Source organism: Rathayibacter sp. AY1B7, assembly GCF_002932735.1.
In the GTDB taxonomy this organism is placed as follows: Bacteria; Actinomycetota; Actinomycetes; order Actinomycetales; family Microbacteriaceae; genus Rathayibacter.
In genome coordinates this window covers 22,999-38,578 of the sequence record NZ_PSWK01000030.1, presented here as the reverse complement: position 1 = coordinate 38,578, position 15,580 = coordinate 22,999, and the positions used below count along the sequence as shown (strand labels likewise).

The following is a 15,580-nucleotide window of genomic DNA, read 5'->3' as shown; positions in this document are numbered from 1 at the left end:
ACGGTGACGGTGTTGCCGAGCACGCTCGAGACGGTGTTCGTGAGCACGTTGGCCACGCCGCCCACGTCGCGGCAGGCGGCGGGATGCGCGGAGGGGCGCGCGGCGGGAGGATCTCGAGCAGCGATCCGGACAGCCAGCGGGAGATCAACGCGGCGGCTCCGAAGGTCGACGACCTGCTCCGGCGCATCGCGGGACTCTTCCGCGACCACCGCCCCAAGCTCACGCTCACCGTGATCCTCGTTCTCGTCGGCGCCGCCCTCACGGTTGTGCCGCCGCTCCTCACCCAGCTGGCCTTCGACCGCGGGCTCTTCCCGCCCGGCGGACGCCCGAACCTCCCAGTGCTGCTCGAGCTGGTCGGCGTCATGGTGCTGGTCTGGGCGTTCTCGGCGATCCTCGGCGTCTGGCAGACCTACCTCACCGCGACCGTCGGCAACACGGTCATGGGGGAGCTGCGCATCCGCCTCTTCCGCCACCTGCAGGCGATGGAGCTCGGCTTCTTCACCCGCACCCGCACCGGCGTCATCCAGTCGCGCCTCGCCAACGACGTGGGCGGCGTGGCCAACGTGCTCACGAACACCGTCTCGAGCGTGCTCGGCAACACCGTCACCGTGATCGCGGCCGTCGTCGCGATGCTCCTGCTCTCGTGGCAGATGACGATCGTCGCCCTCGTCCTCACTCCGGTGCTCGTCGTGGCACAGCGCCGCGTCGGCCAGGTGAGGGCGCGCATCGCGACGAAGACGCAGGAGTCGCTGTCCGAGATGACCGCGATCACCCAGGAGACCCTGAGCGTCTCGGGCATCCTCCTGGCCAAGAGCTTCGGCCGCCAGGAGTCGGAGGTGACGCGCTACGCCGACGAGAACGGCCGCCAGATCGAGCTCCAGGTGCGGCAGCAGATGTCCGGCCAGTGGTTCTTCGCGATGGTGCAGATCTTCCTCTCCGTCATCCCCGTGATCGTGTACCTCGTGGCCGCCTGGCTGATCCTCGGCGGCACCACCGTCACCGCCGGGACCGTCGTGGCCTTCACCACCGTGCAGGCGCGCCTGATGTGGCCGCTCCTGGGCCTGATGCGCGTCGCGCTCGACCTGCAGACGGCCGGAGCGCTGTTCGCCCGCATCTTCGAGTACCTGGACCTGCGCCCGGCGATCACGGACCGGGCCGATGCACGCGAGGTCTCGGGCGAGCTCGGCCGGGTCGAGCTCGACGACGTCGTGTTCCGCTACCCCGACCAGGCGGAGGACGCGCGCCCGACGCTCGACCACGTCTCGGTCGCGATCGAGCCGGGCCAGTTCGTGGCCTTCGTCGGTCCCTCCGGCGCGGGCAAGACCACCATCTCCTACCTCGTCCCGCGCCTCTACGACGTGGCCGGGGGAGCGGTGCGCTTCGCCGGCACCGACGTGCGCGAGCTGCGGCAGGAGTCGCTCGTCTCGCACATCGGCATCGTCAGCCAGGAGACCTACCTCTTCCACGCGACGATCGGCGACAACCTCCGCTACGCCCGCCCGGACGCGACGCAGGAGGAGCTGGAGGCGGCCGCCCGCGCCGCGAACATCCACGCGACGATCACGTCGTTCCCCGACGGCTACGACACGCTGGTCGGCGAGCGCGGCTACCGGCTCTCCGGAGGCGAGAAGCAGCGGCTCGCGATCGCGCGCGTCCTGTTGAAGGACCCGGCGGTCCTCATCCTCGACGAGGCGACCAGCGCCCTCGACACCGTCTCGGAGCGGATCGTCCAGACCGCGCTCGACGACGCCGCCCGCGGCCGCACCACCATCGCGATCGCCCACCGGCTCTCGACCATCGTGTCGGCCGACGTCATCCACGTCGTCGAGGGCGGCCGGATCGTCGAATCGGGCACCCACCGCGAGCTGCTCGGCCTCGGCGGACTCTACGCCTCGCTCTACGCGCAGCAGACGGAGTCGGCCCTCCAGGGCTGAGCCGCGGATCGGCGGCCGGACTTCGCGGGGCTACTCGCAGCCGACGCCGTCTCCGTCGCGGTCGAGCTTGCGGCTGTAGCCGGCGTCACCCGTGCGGATCGGCGCGGCCCCGGCGGCACGGACGGCGTCGCAGTTGGCGTAGAACGCCGCTCCTGCTCCTCCGGTCGAGGCGGCTGCCGGCGCTGCTGCGGCGGGGGCCGCGGCGGGAGCGACCTCGGCGACCGCGACCGGGGCGGCGGCGGCAGCTGCGGTGGCGGCGGCCTCGAGTTCGGCGATCCGGGCGTCGCGGCTCGCCAGCGTCGTGGTCGAGGTGGCGGCGTCGGCCGTCATCGTGTCGATCCGCTGCTGAAGTCCTGCGGCTGACGCCTCGGCGGCGCTCCGCTCGGCTTCGGCCCCGGCGCGCGCCTCGGTCTGCTCGTCGAGCGAGTCCTCGGCCGTGCTCAGCTGCTGCTGCACGGCCGCGAGCCGCTCCTCCAGTTCGGTCTTGTCGGAGGCGCCGCCCGCGCCGCCGAGGGCGGTTCCGACCACGAGGGCTCCGACGGACGCCCAGACCAGTGCGACGAGCGGGACGCGACGGCGACGGCGGTCCTGCTTCCGCCCCCTGTCCTTCGTCGACGGGAGCGGCGGAGGCCAGACGGTCGCGGACGGGCTGGGATCGGTCATGTGCTGCTCCTCGCGGCGGTCTCGCGCCCTGATGATCGGGGCGCCGGGAGCATCCAACCGGCATCTGTCGGTCGGGGCAAGGCGATTCCACTCAGTGCACGTGCAGCCGGCCGGAGCGAAGGGTGGTCGTCGTGCGCGATGCCTGAGGAGAGGCCTCCACCGCGGCGGCGGCACGCGCCCTCCATCGGCTCCGGCTCCGGCTCCGTGCACGGCGTCGGCGGAGAGCACGTGCCACTCCCCGGTGGGGGAGGCGCACCAGTCTCAGCCGATGTCGTGCGCGCCGGAGGCGGTCACTCCGCCGGCCGGTCCTCGAGCATCTGCTCCATCAGCGAGATCTCGGCCTCCTGGGCCTTCACGACGGAGGAGGCGAAGTCGGTGGCGACCGTCACGCGGCTCCGGGCGAGCAGCGCCTCGGCCATGTCGATCGCGCCGCGGTGGTGGGCGATCATCAGCTCGAGGAACATCCGGTCGAAGTCGCGGCCCGACGCGCTGCTGAGGGCCGTGATCTGGTCCGGTGTCGCGAGACCGGGCATGCTCGCCGGCACGACGCCGTCCTCGGTCCCCATCCCCATCGACGAGTGCTCGTCGGCGGCTCCGGCCAGGGTCGGCCGGCCCATCCAGGTCATCGAGGGCTCCGGAGCAGCCTGCGGCAGGCCCCACGAGTTCAGCCAGCCGAAGAGCTGCCCGGCCTGCTGCTGCTGGGTGAGCAGGATGTCCTTCGAGACGGTGAGGACCTCGTCGTCGGCGCTGCGCTCGCGGGCGATCATCGCCAGCTCGGCGCCCTGCAGGTGGTGCACCTGCATGTCGCGCGCGAAGCCCGCTTCGGCGCTGGCGCTCGAGGGCGTCGCCGCGGAGGCGAACGGGGCGAGCGCGCCGAAGAGGTAGCCGCCGGCCGCCCCGAGGAGGAGCGCGACCACGGCGACCGCGGCGACGAGGATCCGGCCCCTACTGCTTGCCGGACGCATCGATCCCTCCGGTGCAGGGGGCGCCGGGCTCCGGAGCGCTCGAGGACTGCCAGAAGCGCTCGACGAAGGCGTCGATGCGGGGGTCCTCGGGCGAGTCGATCGCGACCTGGGCGTCCCAGGCGCTCAGCACGATGGGCGACTCGAGGCCCTCGTAGGGCGAGACGACGGAGTAGGTGTCGGGCATCGCCGCGATCAGCGCGTTGACCTCGCTCTGCGGGAGCTCGGGGTCGTAGGTGGCCCAGACGGCGCCGTGCTCGAGGTCGTGCACCGCGTTCTCGTTCGGGACGGGCTCGTCGTAGACGCCGCAGTTCATCCACACGGCGTTGTGCGGGCCGCCCGCCGGCGGGGTCTGCGGGTAGTCGACGGCGCCGGCGACGTGGGTGGCGTCGTTGTCGAAGGTCTGCAGGCCGTCGATCTCGCGCGCCTCGACGATCTGCTGGTTCCCGAAGACGGTGACCGCGACGATCCCGCCGACCGCGAGGACGGCCAGGGCCGACAGCGACCAGATCCAGATGCGGGAGCCGCGCTTGCGGCGGTCCTGCTCGCGCTTGTAGGCCTCGAGCTTCTCCTGTCGGGCGCGGTTCTTGGCGGACATCGTGTCTTTGGGCACGGCGGCGTCTCTCGTTCTGAGGGCGGAAGGCGCCTGGGGCGGGCGCAGGCGCCTGAGAGGCGCTCTCAGAGGATAACGAGCGAGGCTTCGGATCGGATCAATGCGCGGTCAGGAGGGATCTCGGTACTCCCGAGGAGCGGGCTGCTCGATCAGCAGGATGCGCCGCCGCTCCCCGCTCAAGGAGCGAAGGTGAGCCAGAGCAGCAGGCCGTTCAGGACGATGAGGAAGACGGCGGCCAGGGCGGCGGCGAGGGTGGTGAACCAGCGGTTCGTCTGGTCGCCCATCAGGCGGCGGTCGCGCGTCAGGATCACGAGCGGCACGAGCGCGAAGGGGATGCCGAACGACAGGACCACCTGGCTGAGCACCAGCGCGCGCGTCGGGTCGAAGCCGATCGCGAGCACCAGGAGCGCCGGGATCAGCGTGACCAGACGACGGGCGACGAGCGGCACCCGCACCTGGAGCAGACCGTGCATGATCTCGGCTCCCGCGTACGCGCCGACCGAGGTCGAGGCGAGGCCGGAGGCGAGCAGGCCGACGGCGAACAGGGTCGCGACCACCGGTCCGAGCGCCGCCCCGATGGCCGCGTGGGCGCCCTCGAGGCTGTCGGTCCCGGCGACTCCCGCGAGGGAGTGCGCGGCGAGGAGCAGGATCGCGAGGTTCACGGTGCCGGCGATGGCGAGCGCGATCGTCACGTCGATCCGGGTGGCGACCAGGATCCTCCGGCGCGCGCCGACGCCCTCGACGTGGCCGAAGCGGTCGCGGGCGAGCGCGGAGTGGGCGTAGATCGCGTGGGGCATGACGGTCGCGCCGAGGATCGAGGCGGCGAGCAGCACCGACTCCGAGCCCTCGAAGCGCGGCACGAGACCGGCGACGGTCGCGCCCGCGTCCGGCGGATCGACGACCACGCCGACCGTGAAGCCGACGGCGATCAGCACCATCAGCGCCGTGATCACCCGCTCGAACGGCTGCGCCCCGCCCCGCGTCTGCACGAGCAGCAGCACCAGCGAGACCGCGCCGGTGACCACGCCGCCGGCCAGCAGCGGCAGTCCGAAGAGCAGGTTCAGCGCGATCGCGCCGCCGATCACCTCGGCCAGGTCGGTCGCCATCGCGACCGTCTCGGCCTGCAGCCAGTAGGCCCGGCGGCCCCAGCGGCCGCGCAGGCGGTCGCCGAGCAGCTCGGGGAGGCTGCGGCCGGTCATCAGGCCGAGCTTCGCCGAGAGGTACTGGATGAGCCAGGCCATCAGGTTGCCGAGCACCACCACCCAGACCAGGAGGTAGCCGAACCGGGCGCCGGCCGTCATGTTGCTGGCGACGTTGCCCGGGTCGAGGTAGGCGACTCCGGCGACCAGCGCCGGGCCGAGCAGGCGGAGGAGGTGGATGTCGGCCGGACGCCGCGGCGGTGCGGCGATCGGTGAGGTCATTCGGGGTCCGTTCCGGGTCGACCGCGGCGCTCGCGGACCCCCACGATAGGGCACCGGCGCGACCGGCGGCACTCCCCTCCCGAGACCGCTCCCTGTGCCTCCGCCCACCCCCGTCACACGCCCGCAGCCGGTTGCTACGCTGGCGGGATGAGCCTGGATCGCGCCCTTCCCGCACGCCCGGAGACCGGGATGGCCTACGCCGATTCGGTGCTCGACCTCATCGGCGACACCCCGCTGGTGAAGCTGGGTCCGGTCGCGGCGGGGGTGCAGGCGACCGTGCTGGTCAAGGTCGAGTACCTGAACCCCGGCGGCTCGTCGAAGGACCGCATCGCGACCCGCATCATCGACGCCGCCGAGCGCGACGGGCTGCTGAAGCCCGGCGGCACCATCGTGGAGCCGACCAGCGGCAACACCGGCATCGGCCTCGCCCTCGTCGCGCAGCAGCGCGGCTACCGCTGCGTGTTCGTGCTGCCGGACAAGGTGGGGGAGGACAAGCGCAACGTCCTCACCGCCTACGGGGCCGAGATCGTCGTGACGCCGACGGCCGTCGCTCCGGAGGACCCCGCCTCCTACTACTCCGTCTCGGACCGCCTCGCCCGCGAGATCCCCGGCGCCTTCAAGCCCAACCAGTACGCGAACCTCAACGGACCGCTCAGCCACTACGAGACCACGGGCCCCGAGATCTGGCGCGACACCGCCGGCCGGCTCACCCACTTCGTCGCGGGAGTCGGCACGGGCGGCACCATCAGCGGCGTCGGCCGCTACCTCAAGGAGGTGTCGGAGGGCCGCGTGCAGATCGTCGGCGCCGACCCCGAGGGCTCCGTCTACTCGGGCGGCGGCGGTCGCCCGTACCTGACCGAGGGCGTCGGCGAGGACTTCTGGCCGAGCGCGTACGACCCGAGCGTGGTCGACCGGATCATCGCCTCCAGCGACGCCGAGTCGTTCGCGATGACCCGCCGCCTCGCCCGCGAGGAGGGGCTGCTCGTCGGCGGATCGAGCGGGCTCGCCGTCTCCGTCGCGCTCAAGGCAGCCGCCGGTCTCGGGCCGGACGACGTGGTCGTCGTGCTCCTGCCGGACGGCGGGCGCGGCTACCTCGGCAAGATCTTCAACGACCGCTGGATGCGCTCCTACGGCTTCCTCGAGATGCGCGACGAGGGCACCGTCCGCGACGTGCTCCGCGCGAGGGCGGCGAGCGGGCAGGCCGACCTCCCGGCGCTCGTGCACGCGCACCCGACCGACACGATCCGCGACGCGATCGGCATCATGACCGAGTACGGCGTCTCGCAGCTCCCGGTGCTGACCGCCGAGCCGCCGGTCGTGATGGGCGAGGTCGTCGGAGCCGTCGACGAGCGCGAGCTGCTCGACCGCGTCTTCGCCGGATCCGCCTCGATGAACGACCCGCTCGGCGACTGCGTGGGCGATGCGCTCGCGCTGATCGGGCTCGGCGAGAGCATCACCGCCGCCCGCGCCGCGCTCACCGAGCACAGCGCCCTCCTCGTCACCGACGAGGGCAAGCCCGTCGCGGTGATCACCCGACAGGACCTCCTCACCTACGCCACGGCCTGACGGCCGCCGCCTCCGCACCTCCGACCCAGGGAGCCCGCACCATGCCCAAGAAGCAGCACTTCGACACCCGCGCCATCCACGCCGGCCAGGAGTTCGATCCGACCACTGGCGCGGTCGTGCCGCCCGTCTACATGACCTCCACGTTCGTCCAGGACGGCATCGGCGGTCTCCGGGGCGGCTACGAGTACGCCCGCTCGGCGAACCCGACGCGCGACTCGCTCCAGGAGCTCATCGCCTCGCTCGAGGGCGCCGACGTCGCCTACTCCTTCTCCTCCGGCCTCGCCGCCGAGGACACCCTGCTGCGCGCCGCCCTCGCGCCCGGCGACCACGTCGTCCTGGGCAACGACGCGTACGGCGGCAGCCACCGCCTGATCGACCGGGTGCACAGCGCCTGGGGCGTGCGCAACACGGCCGTCGACATGTCGAACCTCCGCGAGGTGCAGCGGGCGATCGTCCCCGGCGAGACGAAGATGCTCTGGGTCGAGACCCCGTCGAACCCGCTGATGACCATCAGCGACATCGCCGAGCTCGCCGACCTGGCCCACGCGCACGATCTGATCGTCGTCGTCGACAACACCTTCGCCTCGTCCGCCCTGCAGCAGCCGCTGGCCCTCGGTGCCGACGTGGTCGTGCACTCGACCACGAAGTACCTCGGCGGCCACTCGGACGTCGTCGGCGGCGCGCTAGCCCTGCGCTCGGGGCCGCTGGCCGAGAAGATCGCGTTCCTGCAGTTCGCGGTCGGAGCGATCTCGGGCCCGATGGACGCGTGGCTCACGGTCCGCGGCATCAAGACCCTCGGGGTGCGGATGGAGCGCCACTCCGTCAACGCGCAGGCGGTCGCCGAGTTCCTCGTCGAGCACCCGGCGGTGACGGCCGTGCACTACCCTGGCCTGCCCTCGCACCCCGGCCACGAGCTGGCGAAGCGCCAGATGTCGCGGTTCGGCGGGATGCTCTCGCTCGAGCTCGCGACGCCGCGCGCGGCCCGGAAGTTCGCCGAGTCGACCGAGCTGTTCCAGCTCGCGGAGTCACTGGGCGGCGTCGAGTCGCTGATCGGCTACCCGAGCGAGATGACGCACGCGTCGGTGAAGGGCACGCCGCTGGAGGTCTCGGAGTCGCTGGTGCGCCTCTCGGTGGGCCTCGAGGACTCGTCCGACCTGATCGCGGACCTGTCGGCGGCGCTGCCGAAGAAGTAGAGGCGGGAACGCCGCCCCGCGGGGCGGCATCTCGATGGTGCGCCCGATCCGGCCCCTGCCAGGATCGGGCGCATGACCTCCTCGCGCCGCTTCGTCGACCTCAGCCACACCGTCGCGGACGGGCTGGTGACCTACCCGAGCCTGCCCGCTCCGCGCATCCGGCCGCACCTCACGCGTGAGGCGTCCCGCGCCTCCTGCGCGCCCGGCACCGAGTTCGCGATGGACGTCATCGAGATGATCGGGAACACGGGCACCTACCTCGACAGCCCGTTCCACCGCTACGAGGGCGGAGCCGATCTCGCCGCTCTCCGCCTCGAGACGCTGGTCGATCTGCCTGCCGTCGTGGTCGACGCGACCGGAGCCACCGGACGGGGCATCAGTGCGGACGCGGTCGCGGGACTCGACGTCCGCGGCGTCGCCGTCCTCCTCCGCACCGGCTGGGACGCGCACTTCGCCACGCCCGGGTACGGCAGGGGCGCCCCCTTCCTCAGCGGCGAGGCGGCGGAGGCGCTCGTCGCCGCCGGCGCGGTGCTGGTCGGCATCGACTCGGTGAACATCGACGACACGGAGTCGGGCGGATCGCGGCCCGCGCACTCGGCCCTCCTCGCCGCGGGAGTGCACGTCGTCGAGCACCTCACCGGCCTCGGCGGGCTGCCGGCGACAGGGGCGCGCTTCACCGCCGTGCCGCCGAAGGTGCGGGGCTTCGGGACCTTCCCGGTGCGGGCCTTCGCGGTCGTCGACGAGCCCTGACCGGCGCAGGGCCTCCGGGCGCCTCCGGCTAACCTGGACCGATGCATCCCGCTCTCGCCGCCGTCGGCCGGCGCGTCCGGCCCCGCACGCGCCTCGCGGCGCTGGGCCGTCGTGTCCGCCCCCGCACGCGGCTGCGCTCCGCGGCCCGGGTCGTCCGCTCCGCCCCTCAGCGCCTCTCGGAGCGCCGCGCCGCCGTGATCGCCGCCCGGCCGATCGACCACCCCTCGCCCGCGCTCCGGCGCGAGCTGCTGCTGCTCGACCTGGCCAACCGCTTCTCCCGCCGCTCCGCGGTCGATCCGGCGGGCGAGGTCGTGGTGACGATGACCACGCACGGCGAGCGGCTGCAGCGGGTCCACGTGGCGCTCGAGTCCATCGCCCGCGGCGACGCCCGGCCCGCGCGCCTGGTGCTCTGGCTCGACGACCCGGCCCTGCACGCCGACCTGCCCGCGCCGCTGCGACGCCTCCGCCGCCGCGGCGTCGAGATCCGCCTGGTCGACGGCTACCGCGTGCACACGAAGTACTACCCGCACCTGCTCTCGGGCCGGGCGGGGGAGCGCGACCTCGTCACCTCCGACGACGACATCGTGTACCCGCGCACCTGGCTGAGGGGCCTGCTCGACGCCCGCTCGCGCTACCCACGCGAGACCGTGCTCTGCTACCGCGCCCACCGGGTGGGGATCGTCGACGGCGCCGTGGCTCCGTACACGAGCTGGACGCCGGTCGCCGACACGCGCGCGTCGACCGATGTCTTCGGCACCTCCGTCTCCGGGCAGCTGCTGCCCGCCCCGCTCCTCGGCGAGATCGCCGCGCACGGGGAGGCGTTCCGCGAGATCGCCCCGGACGCCGACGACATCTGGCTGCACGTGCGCGCGGTCGACGCCGGTTACCGGATCGCGCAGATCGAGCCCCGGGCCCAGCTGTTCCCGTTCGTGCCGCGCACGCAGCAGTCCGGGCTCTACCTCGTCAACTACTGGGACGGCGGCAACGACCGCCAGGCCCGCGCGGCCTACACGCCCGAGGTGACGGCGCGGATCGCGGCGGACGCCTCCGCGAGAGGGGAGGTGCGCTGATGCGCCTGCTGTTCGTGAGCAACCTCTATCCGCCCCAGGTGCTCGGCGGATACGAGATGACCTGTGCGCGCGTCGCGGAGGCGATGGCGGCCCGCGGCCACACCGTGCGCGTGCTGACCACGCCGACCTACCTGCCGCCGGAGCCCTCGGGCGTCGAGGTGCACCGCACGTTGAGCCTGCGCACCTACTTCCCGCTGCCGCAGACGGGCGGCGAGATCGCTCAGCTGCTGCACCACGAGAGCGCCGTCTCGCGGTTCGAGAACACCCGCATCCTGCTCGAGGAGCTGCGCGACTTCGCGCCGACTCACGTGGTGGCCTTCAACCTGCTCGGGATCGGCGGCCTCGCGCTGATCGACCTGCTGCGGGCGGTGGAGGCCCCGTGGATGTGGAACCTCGGCGACCGCATCCCGAACGCCCTGGTCGACGGGCTGCCCGAGCGCGTGCTCCGCGTCTACGGCGCTCACGCCCCCGACCACTTCGACCGCGGCGAGATCGTCGCGGTCAGCCGCTCCCTCGTCGACGCGATCGAGGCCGGCGGGCTGAGCCTGGGCGAGGTCGAGGTGATCGGGCGGGGAGTGTCCGTTCCCCCCGACACCGCGGAGCCGCGGCGCTACCGCGAGGGCGGGACCACCCGGTTCACGTTCGCCGCGTCGCTGGGCGAGCACAAGGGCGTCGGGCTGGTGCTGGAGGCGGCGGCGTCTCTCGCGGAGGAGACCCGCGACTTCCGTGTGGACCTCTACGGCGACGGAGACGTGGACGGCTGGCGCGCCCGGGCGGACGAGGCGGGCCTGGACGGCCTGGTCGAGTTCCACGGACCGACGCCCCACGCCGAGGTGCTCGCCGCGCACGGCCGCGCCGACGCGTTCCTCTTCCCGACCTGGGCCGGAGAGGCGTTCGGCGTCGCGCCGGTCGAGGCGGCCGCGGCGGGCGCCGTGCCGATCGTGACGGCGGCCAGCGGAGTAGCGGAGTTCCTCATCGACGGCGTCGACTGCATCAAGATCACCCGCTCCGCCCCGGCGCTCCTCGAGGCGATGCGGGACGTGGCGAGCGGGGCGGTGGACCTCGAGGCGCTCGGTCGGCGGGGCCGGGCCGCGGCGCGCGGACCGCTCTCGTTCGAGCGCTCCGTCGAGCTGATCGAGGCCTCGCTCGAGCGCCGCTCCCGGCCGGGCCTCGCCGACCGCCTCGCCGACACCACCCTCGAGGCCGACATCATGGACAAGGATCTGCGGGCGATGGACGTGCTCCACCGCCGCTTCTCCGGACGGGACCACGACGATGACCACTGACCACGACTTCCTCCAGGACCCCGGCTCCGCGCCCACCCGGCTCGGCCGCGGCGGCGTCGTGCTCCGCGACGCGGTGCACCGGCTGGTCGCCCCCTGGTTCGAGCAGGCGCGGCTGCGCACGGAGGAGCTGCGCGCCGAGACGGCGGCCCTGCGCGACGAGGTGGCCGGGCTCCGCGGCGAGCTGAGCGCGGTGCAGGGCGACGTCTCCGTGCTGCGCGACGAGTCGGCGGGCCTCCGGGAGGTGCTGGACGAGCTCAGCGCGTCGGTCGCGGCCGACCGAGCCTCGTCCGAGGCGGCGGGTGCGGCGGCCGCCCAGCAGGCCGCCGACACCGCGGCGGCTCTCGACGAGCGCGTCCGCGGGGCCGAGCTCGAACTGCGGGCGGTCACCCGGCGCCTCGCGGAGGCGCTCGACCGCTGAGGCGGCGAGGCCCGGTCCTCGCGGCGATCAGGCGGGGACCGCCGTCCGCGCGAGCAGCTCGGCGATGCGACCGGTGCAGCCGCCGCAGCCCGTGCCGGCGCGGGTCGCCCGCCCGACGCAGGCGACCGTCCCGTGTCCCGCCGCAGCCGCATCGGTGATCACCGCCGCCGTCACGCCGTTGCACCAGCAGACCGTGGCATCGGGGGCGAACGGATCGCCGGTCGCCGCGGCGCCCGCATCCGGGGCGTCCAGACGCAGGAGGCTCGACCGGTCCGCCGGCAGCTCCGAGCCCCGCTCGAAGAGGAGGCTGAGCTCGGCGCCGACCCGGGGCAGACCCACCGAGACGAACCCGCGCAGCACTCCTCCTGCGGTCACGAGCTTGGCGTAGCCGCCGCGGGCGGGGTCAGCCCACAGCGTCACCTCGAGGTGCTCCTCGCCCGGGCGGTGCGGGTCCCACGGCTCCGGGGCCACGTCGCCTCCTGCCACGAGGTCGACACCCTCGGCCTTCAGCATCACGACCGCCGGTCGGGCGTCGGGGACGCGCTCCTCGCCGCAGCGGCCCTCAGCCTCCGCCCGGATCCGCGCTGCGAGCCGGTCCGCCTGCTCCCATCCCGGACCGATCAGTCCGCTCGGTCCGCCGGGCACGCGGCCGTCGGGCAGGGCCGAGCCGCGGGGGGCGACGTGCGCGCAGTCGCCGATCGCGAAGACGTCCGGGTCGCTCCAGCTGCGCAGCTGCTCATCGACCAGGATCCCGGTCGAGACGGCGAGCTCCGCGCCCGCGGCCAGCTCGACCCGCGCACCGACACCGCACGAGAGCACCAGCAGATCCCCCTCGATCTGCTTGCCGTCAGCGCAGACGAGCGCCTGGAAGTGCGCACGGCCGCGGTCGTCGTGCGCGAGCAGGACGCTCTCGGACCGGGCGTGCGCCACCATCTCGACGCCGGCCGCGCGGGCGGCCGCGGCCAGCATCCGCCCCCCGCCCGTGTCGAGATTGCGGGCCATCGGGATGTCGCCGTGGAAGACGACCACCACCTGCGCGCCCTGCTCGGCGGCGGCGAGGGCGAACTCGATCCCGAGCACTCCCGCCCCGAGCACGACGAGGCGAGCGCCGGAGCGCACGGCCTCGCGGACCACCCGGGCGTCGGCCAGGTCTCGCAGCGCCACCACCCTCTCCGGGAGGGGCCGGGAGCCCGCGTCGAGCGACTCCGGATCGGCGGCGCGCACCGTCCGCTCGCGTCGGGCCCGCTCCATCCCGGCGAGGGTCGGCACGTTCGCCCGGGCGCCGGTGGCCAGGACGAGGCGGTCGTAGGGCAGCCGCTCGCCGTCGTGCAGCCGCACGACGTTCCGCGCGCGGTCGATCCCCACGACGGCCGCTCCCAGGCGCAGGACGACGCCCGCCGCCTCCGCCGCCGTCCGGTCGCCGAGGTCGAGGCGCTCGCGGGTCGCCCGGCCGACGGCGTACTCCGCGAGCAGGACACGGTTGTAGGGGTCGTCGCCCTCGGCGCCGACGACCGTCAGCGCGACCAGACCGGCCCGCACGGCCGGCAGCAGCTCCTCGACGAAGCGCGAGCCGACGGGTCCGTAGCCGATCAGGACGATCCGCTCGGGAGGTGTCTCAGGCATGTGCCGTCCCTTCCGCGCGGACCCAGACCCGCGTGCGCTTGAACTCGGGCATCGACGACACCGGGTCCACGACGGCCTCGGTGAGGAGGTTCGCGCACTGCTCACCCGCGTAGTGGAAGGGCAGGAACACCGTGTCGTGGCGGATGTCCGCGGTGACGCTCGCGCGGGCGCGGACCACGCCGCGCGCGTTCCCGATCGCCACAGGTGCTCCGTCGCGGACGCCGAGCCGGGAGGCGGTCGCCGGGTGGATCTCGAGTCGAGCCTCCGGGCGGGCCGCATCGAGCTCCGCGACCCGCCGGGTCTGGGTGCCCGACTGGTACTGCTGGAGGTAGCGGCCGGTCACCAGGGTCAGCTCCTCGCCGCGGTCCACGACGACGGGGACGGCGGGGATGACGGCGACCAGGCGCGCCCGGCCGTCGGGGTGCCCGAAGCGCTCAGCGAAGAGGCGCGGCGTCCCCGTGCCGCCCGCGGGGTAGGGCCAGTGGGCGGCGATCCCGGTGTCGAGCAGGGCGTGCGAGAGGCCGGAGTAGTCGGCCACGCCTCCCGCGGACGCGCGGGCCAGCTCGTCGAACACCTCCGCGGGGACGGTCGACCAGCTCGAGGGGGCGTCGAGACGGCGCGCCAGTTCGCTCATGATCCAGAGCTCGCTGCGCACTCCCGCCGGCGGGTCGATCGCCCGGCGGCGGCGGAGCACCCGGCCCTCGAGCGAGGTCATCGTGCCCTCCTCCTCCGCCCACTGCGGCACCGGGAGCACCACATCGGCCAGCGCGGCGGTCTCGGAGAGGAAGAAGTCGCAGACGACCAGCGTGTCCAGGGCCTCGAGCCCGGCGCGGACGGCGTCGGCGTCCGGAGCCGAGACGACCACGTTGGAGCCGTGCACCAGCAGGCAGTGCACGGAGCGTCCGAGCTCGGCGAGCAGGGCGGTGGCGGGCAGGCCCGGGCCGGGGATCGATTCGGGCGTCACGTCCCAGACGGCGGCGACGTGGCGCCGCGCCTCCGGATCGCGGATGGAGCGGTACCCCGGGAGCTGATCGGCCTTCTGGCCGTGCTCGCGTCCGCCCTGGCCGTTGCCCTGACCGGTGAGCGTGCCGTACCCCGACCCCTCGCGGCCCACCAGGCCGAGCAGGAGAGCGAGGTTGATCGCGGCGGTCGCGGTGTCGGTGCCGTCGACGTGCTGCTCGACCCCGCGGCCGGTCAGGACGAACGACCGCCCCGCGGCGAGCCGGCGCGCGAGGGAGCGGAGGAGCGTGGTCGGCACGCCCGTGACCGCGGACGTGCGCTCCGGCCACCACGCCGAGACGCTGCGGCGCACCGCCTCGGCGCCGGTCGTGCGCGCGGCGAGGTAGGCGGTGTCGGCGAGGCCCTCGGCGAAGACCAGGTGGATCAGCCCGAGCAGGAGCGGCAGATCCGTCCCGGGAGCGGGCTGCAGATGCGTGCCGGCGCCGTCCTCCGTCAGCCGCGCGGTGGCCGAGCGGCGCGGGTCGACGACCACCAGGCCGCCCCGCGAGCGGGCACCGGCGAAGTGGGCGAGAAGCGGCGGCATCGTCGCGGCGACGTTCGAGCCCAGGAGCAGGATCGTGTCGGCGTCGTCGAGGTCGGACACCGGGAACGGCAGTCCGCGATCGACGCCGAAGGCGCGGTTGCCGGCCGCCGCGGCCGAGGACATGCAGAAGCGGCCGTTGTAGTCGATCCGGGAGGTGCCAAGAGCGATCCGAGCGAACTTCCCGAGCTGGTAGGCCTTCTCGTTGGTGAGGCCCCCGCCGCCGAAGACGGCCACCGCGTCGGCGCCGTGCCGCTCCCGGACGCCGCGCACCGCCCCGGCGACCGCGTCGAGCGCCTCCTCCCACGACGCCTCCGCGAGGACGCCGTCGGCGCCGCGCAGCAGCGGGGAGACCAGGCGCTGTCCGCTCGCCAGCAGCTCGGCGGAGGTCCAGCCCTTGGCGCAGAGCCCGCCCCGGTTCGTCGGGAACTCCCTCCCCTCGACCGCCACGGGTACGGGGCCCGCCGCGGGTGTCAGCGTCATCGCGCACTGCAGGGCACAGTACGGGCAGTGGGAGTCGGTCGGGGCGGGGGCGCTCATC

At 73.9% G+C, this 15,580-nt stretch carries 13 protein-coding genes; 7 read left to right on the top strand and 6 right to left on the bottom strand.

Going from position 1 to position 15,580, the window contains the following annotated elements; translation table 11 throughout:
* The first annotated feature begins 83 nt into the window (after positions 1–83).
* Positions 84–1,934, top strand: a complete 1,851-nt coding sequence (locus C5C95_RS14345; RefSeq protein WP_104324705.1) for an ABC transporter ATP-binding protein — start codon at positions 84–86, stop codon at positions 1,932–1,934.
* A 30-nt stretch (positions 1,935–1,964) separates the two neighbouring features.
* On the opposite strand, the gene C5C95_RS14340 is transcribed toward C5C95_RS14345, so the two are convergent.
* The 4 genes from C5C95_RS14340 to C5C95_RS14325 form a co-directional block, all read right to left on the bottom strand.
* Positions 1,965–2,597: an excalibur calcium-binding domain-containing protein gene (locus C5C95_RS14340; protein ID WP_104284011.1), complete on the bottom strand. Its 633-nt coding sequence runs from the start codon at positions 2,595–2,597 to the stop codon at positions 1,965–1,967.
* Positions 2,598–2,887: 290 nt separating this feature from the next.
* Complete coding sequence (locus C5C95_RS14335) at positions 2,888–3,562, bottom strand: DUF305 domain-containing protein (RefSeq protein ID WP_104224341.1); 675 nt, start codon at positions 3,560–3,562, stop codon at positions 2,888–2,890.
* Positions 3,543–4,172 carry a DUF3105 domain-containing protein gene (locus tag C5C95_RS14330; RefSeq protein ID WP_258072674.1) on the bottom strand — a complete coding sequence of 210 codons (630 nt, stop codon included), beginning with the start codon at positions 4,170–4,172 and terminating at the stop codon, positions 3,543–3,545. The genes C5C95_RS14335 and C5C95_RS14330 overlap by 20 nt, the downstream gene beginning before the upstream one ends.
* Before the next feature lie 176 nt (positions 4,173–4,348).
* Complete coding sequence (locus tag C5C95_RS14325; protein WP_104227179.1) at positions 4,349–5,593, bottom strand: Nramp family divalent metal transporter; 1,245 nt, start codon at positions 5,591–5,593, stop codon at positions 4,349–4,351.
* A gap of 189 nt (positions 5,594–5,782) precedes the next feature.
* On the opposite strand from C5C95_RS14325, the gene C5C95_RS14320 reads away from it, so the two are divergent.
* From C5C95_RS14320 to C5C95_RS14295, 6 genes are all read left to right on the top strand, one after another.
* A complete protein-coding gene (locus tag C5C95_RS14320; RefSeq protein ID WP_104234473.1) occupies positions 5,783–7,159 on the top strand; it encodes a cystathionine beta-synthase in 1,377 nt (458 codons plus the stop codon).
* Between the two features lie 41 nt (positions 7,160–7,200).
* Positions 7,201–8,352 carry a cystathionine gamma-synthase gene (locus C5C95_RS14315; RefSeq protein ID WP_104224345.1) on the top strand — a complete coding sequence of 384 codons (1,152 nt, stop codon included), beginning with the start codon at positions 7,201–7,203 and terminating at the stop codon, positions 8,350–8,352.
* Between the two features lie 72 nt (positions 8,353–8,424).
* Positions 8,425–9,102, top strand: coding sequence for a cyclase family protein (locus C5C95_RS14310; protein WP_104324703.1), 678 nt, complete (start codon positions 8,425–8,427; stop codon positions 9,100–9,102).
* Positions 9,103–9,143: 41 nt separating this feature from the next.
* Positions 9,144–10,172: a glycosyltransferase gene (locus C5C95_RS14305; protein WP_104224347.1), complete on the top strand. Its 1,029-nt coding sequence runs from the start codon at positions 9,144–9,146 to the stop codon at positions 10,170–10,172.
* A complete protein-coding gene (locus C5C95_RS14300) occupies positions 10,172–11,458 on the top strand; it encodes a glycosyltransferase (RefSeq protein ID WP_104324702.1) in 1,287 nt (428 codons plus the stop codon). The genes C5C95_RS14305 and C5C95_RS14300 overlap by 1 nt, the downstream gene beginning before the upstream one ends.
* Positions 11,448–11,876 carry a hypothetical protein gene (locus tag C5C95_RS14295; protein ID WP_104324701.1) on the top strand — a complete coding sequence of 143 codons (429 nt, stop codon included), beginning with the start codon at positions 11,448–11,450 and terminating at the stop codon, positions 11,874–11,876. The genes C5C95_RS14300 and C5C95_RS14295 overlap by 11 nt, the downstream gene beginning before the upstream one ends.
* A gap of 27 nt (positions 11,877–11,903) precedes the next feature.
* On the opposite strand, the gene C5C95_RS14290 is transcribed toward C5C95_RS14295, so the two are convergent.
* Positions 11,904–13,499 (bottom strand): NAD(P)/FAD-dependent oxidoreductase, encoded by a 1,596-nt coding sequence (locus C5C95_RS14290; RefSeq protein WP_104224350.1) that lies wholly within the window; start codon positions 13,497–13,499, stop codon positions 11,904–11,906.
* Positions 13,492–15,579, bottom strand: a complete 2,088-nt coding sequence (locus C5C95_RS14285; protein WP_104324700.1) for a molybdopterin oxidoreductase family protein — start codon at positions 15,577–15,579, stop codon at positions 13,492–13,494. The genes C5C95_RS14290 and C5C95_RS14285 overlap by 8 nt, the downstream gene beginning before the upstream one ends.
* Position 15,580 lies beyond the last annotated feature (1 nt).

Bases quoted from the DNA above. Each gene is read 5' to 3' on its own strand.
- C5C95_RS14310 (WP_104324703.1), top strand. From the start codon at position 8,425: ATGACCTCCTCGCGCCGCTTCGTCGACCTCAGCCACACCGTCGCGGAC.
- C5C95_RS14320 (WP_104234473.1), top strand. From the start codon at position 5,783: ATGGCCTACGCCGATTCGGTGCTCGACCTCATCGGCGACACCCCGCTG.
- C5C95_RS14295 (WP_104324701.1), top strand. From the start codon at position 11,448: ATGACCACTGACCACGACTTCCTCCAGGACCCCGGCTCCGCGCCCACC.
- C5C95_RS14325 (WP_104227179.1), bottom strand. From the start codon at position 5,593: ATGACCTCACCGATCGCCGCACCGCCGCGGCGTCCGGCCGACATCCAC.
- C5C95_RS14315 (WP_104224345.1), top strand. From the start codon at position 7,201: ATGCCCAAGAAGCAGCACTTCGACACCCGCGCCATCCACGCCGGCCAG.
- C5C95_RS14300 (WP_104324702.1), top strand. From the start codon at position 10,172: ATGCGCCTGCTGTTCGTGAGCAACCTCTATCCGCCCCAGGTGCTCGGC.
- C5C95_RS14305 (WP_104224347.1), top strand. From the start codon at position 9,144: ATGCATCCCGCTCTCGCCGCCGTCGGCCGGCGCGTCCGGCCCCGCACG.
- C5C95_RS14290 (WP_104224350.1), bottom strand. From the start codon at position 13,499: ATGCCTGAGACACCTCCCGAGCGGATCGTCCTGATCGGCTACGGACCC.
- C5C95_RS14285 (WP_104324700.1), bottom strand. From the start codon at position 15,579: ATGAGCGCCCCCGCCCCGACCGACTCCCACTGCCCGTACTGTGCCCTG.
- C5C95_RS14335 (WP_104224341.1), bottom strand. From the start codon at position 3,562: ATGCGTCCGGCAAGCAGTAGGGGCCGGATCCTCGTCGCCGCGGTCGCC.
- C5C95_RS14345 (WP_104324705.1), top strand. From the start codon at position 84: ATGCGCGGAGGGGCGCGCGGCGGGAGGATCTCGAGCAGCGATCCGGAC.
- C5C95_RS14340 (WP_104284011.1), bottom strand. From the start codon at position 2,597: ATGACCGATCCCAGCCCGTCCGCGACCGTCTGGCCTCCGCCGCTCCCG.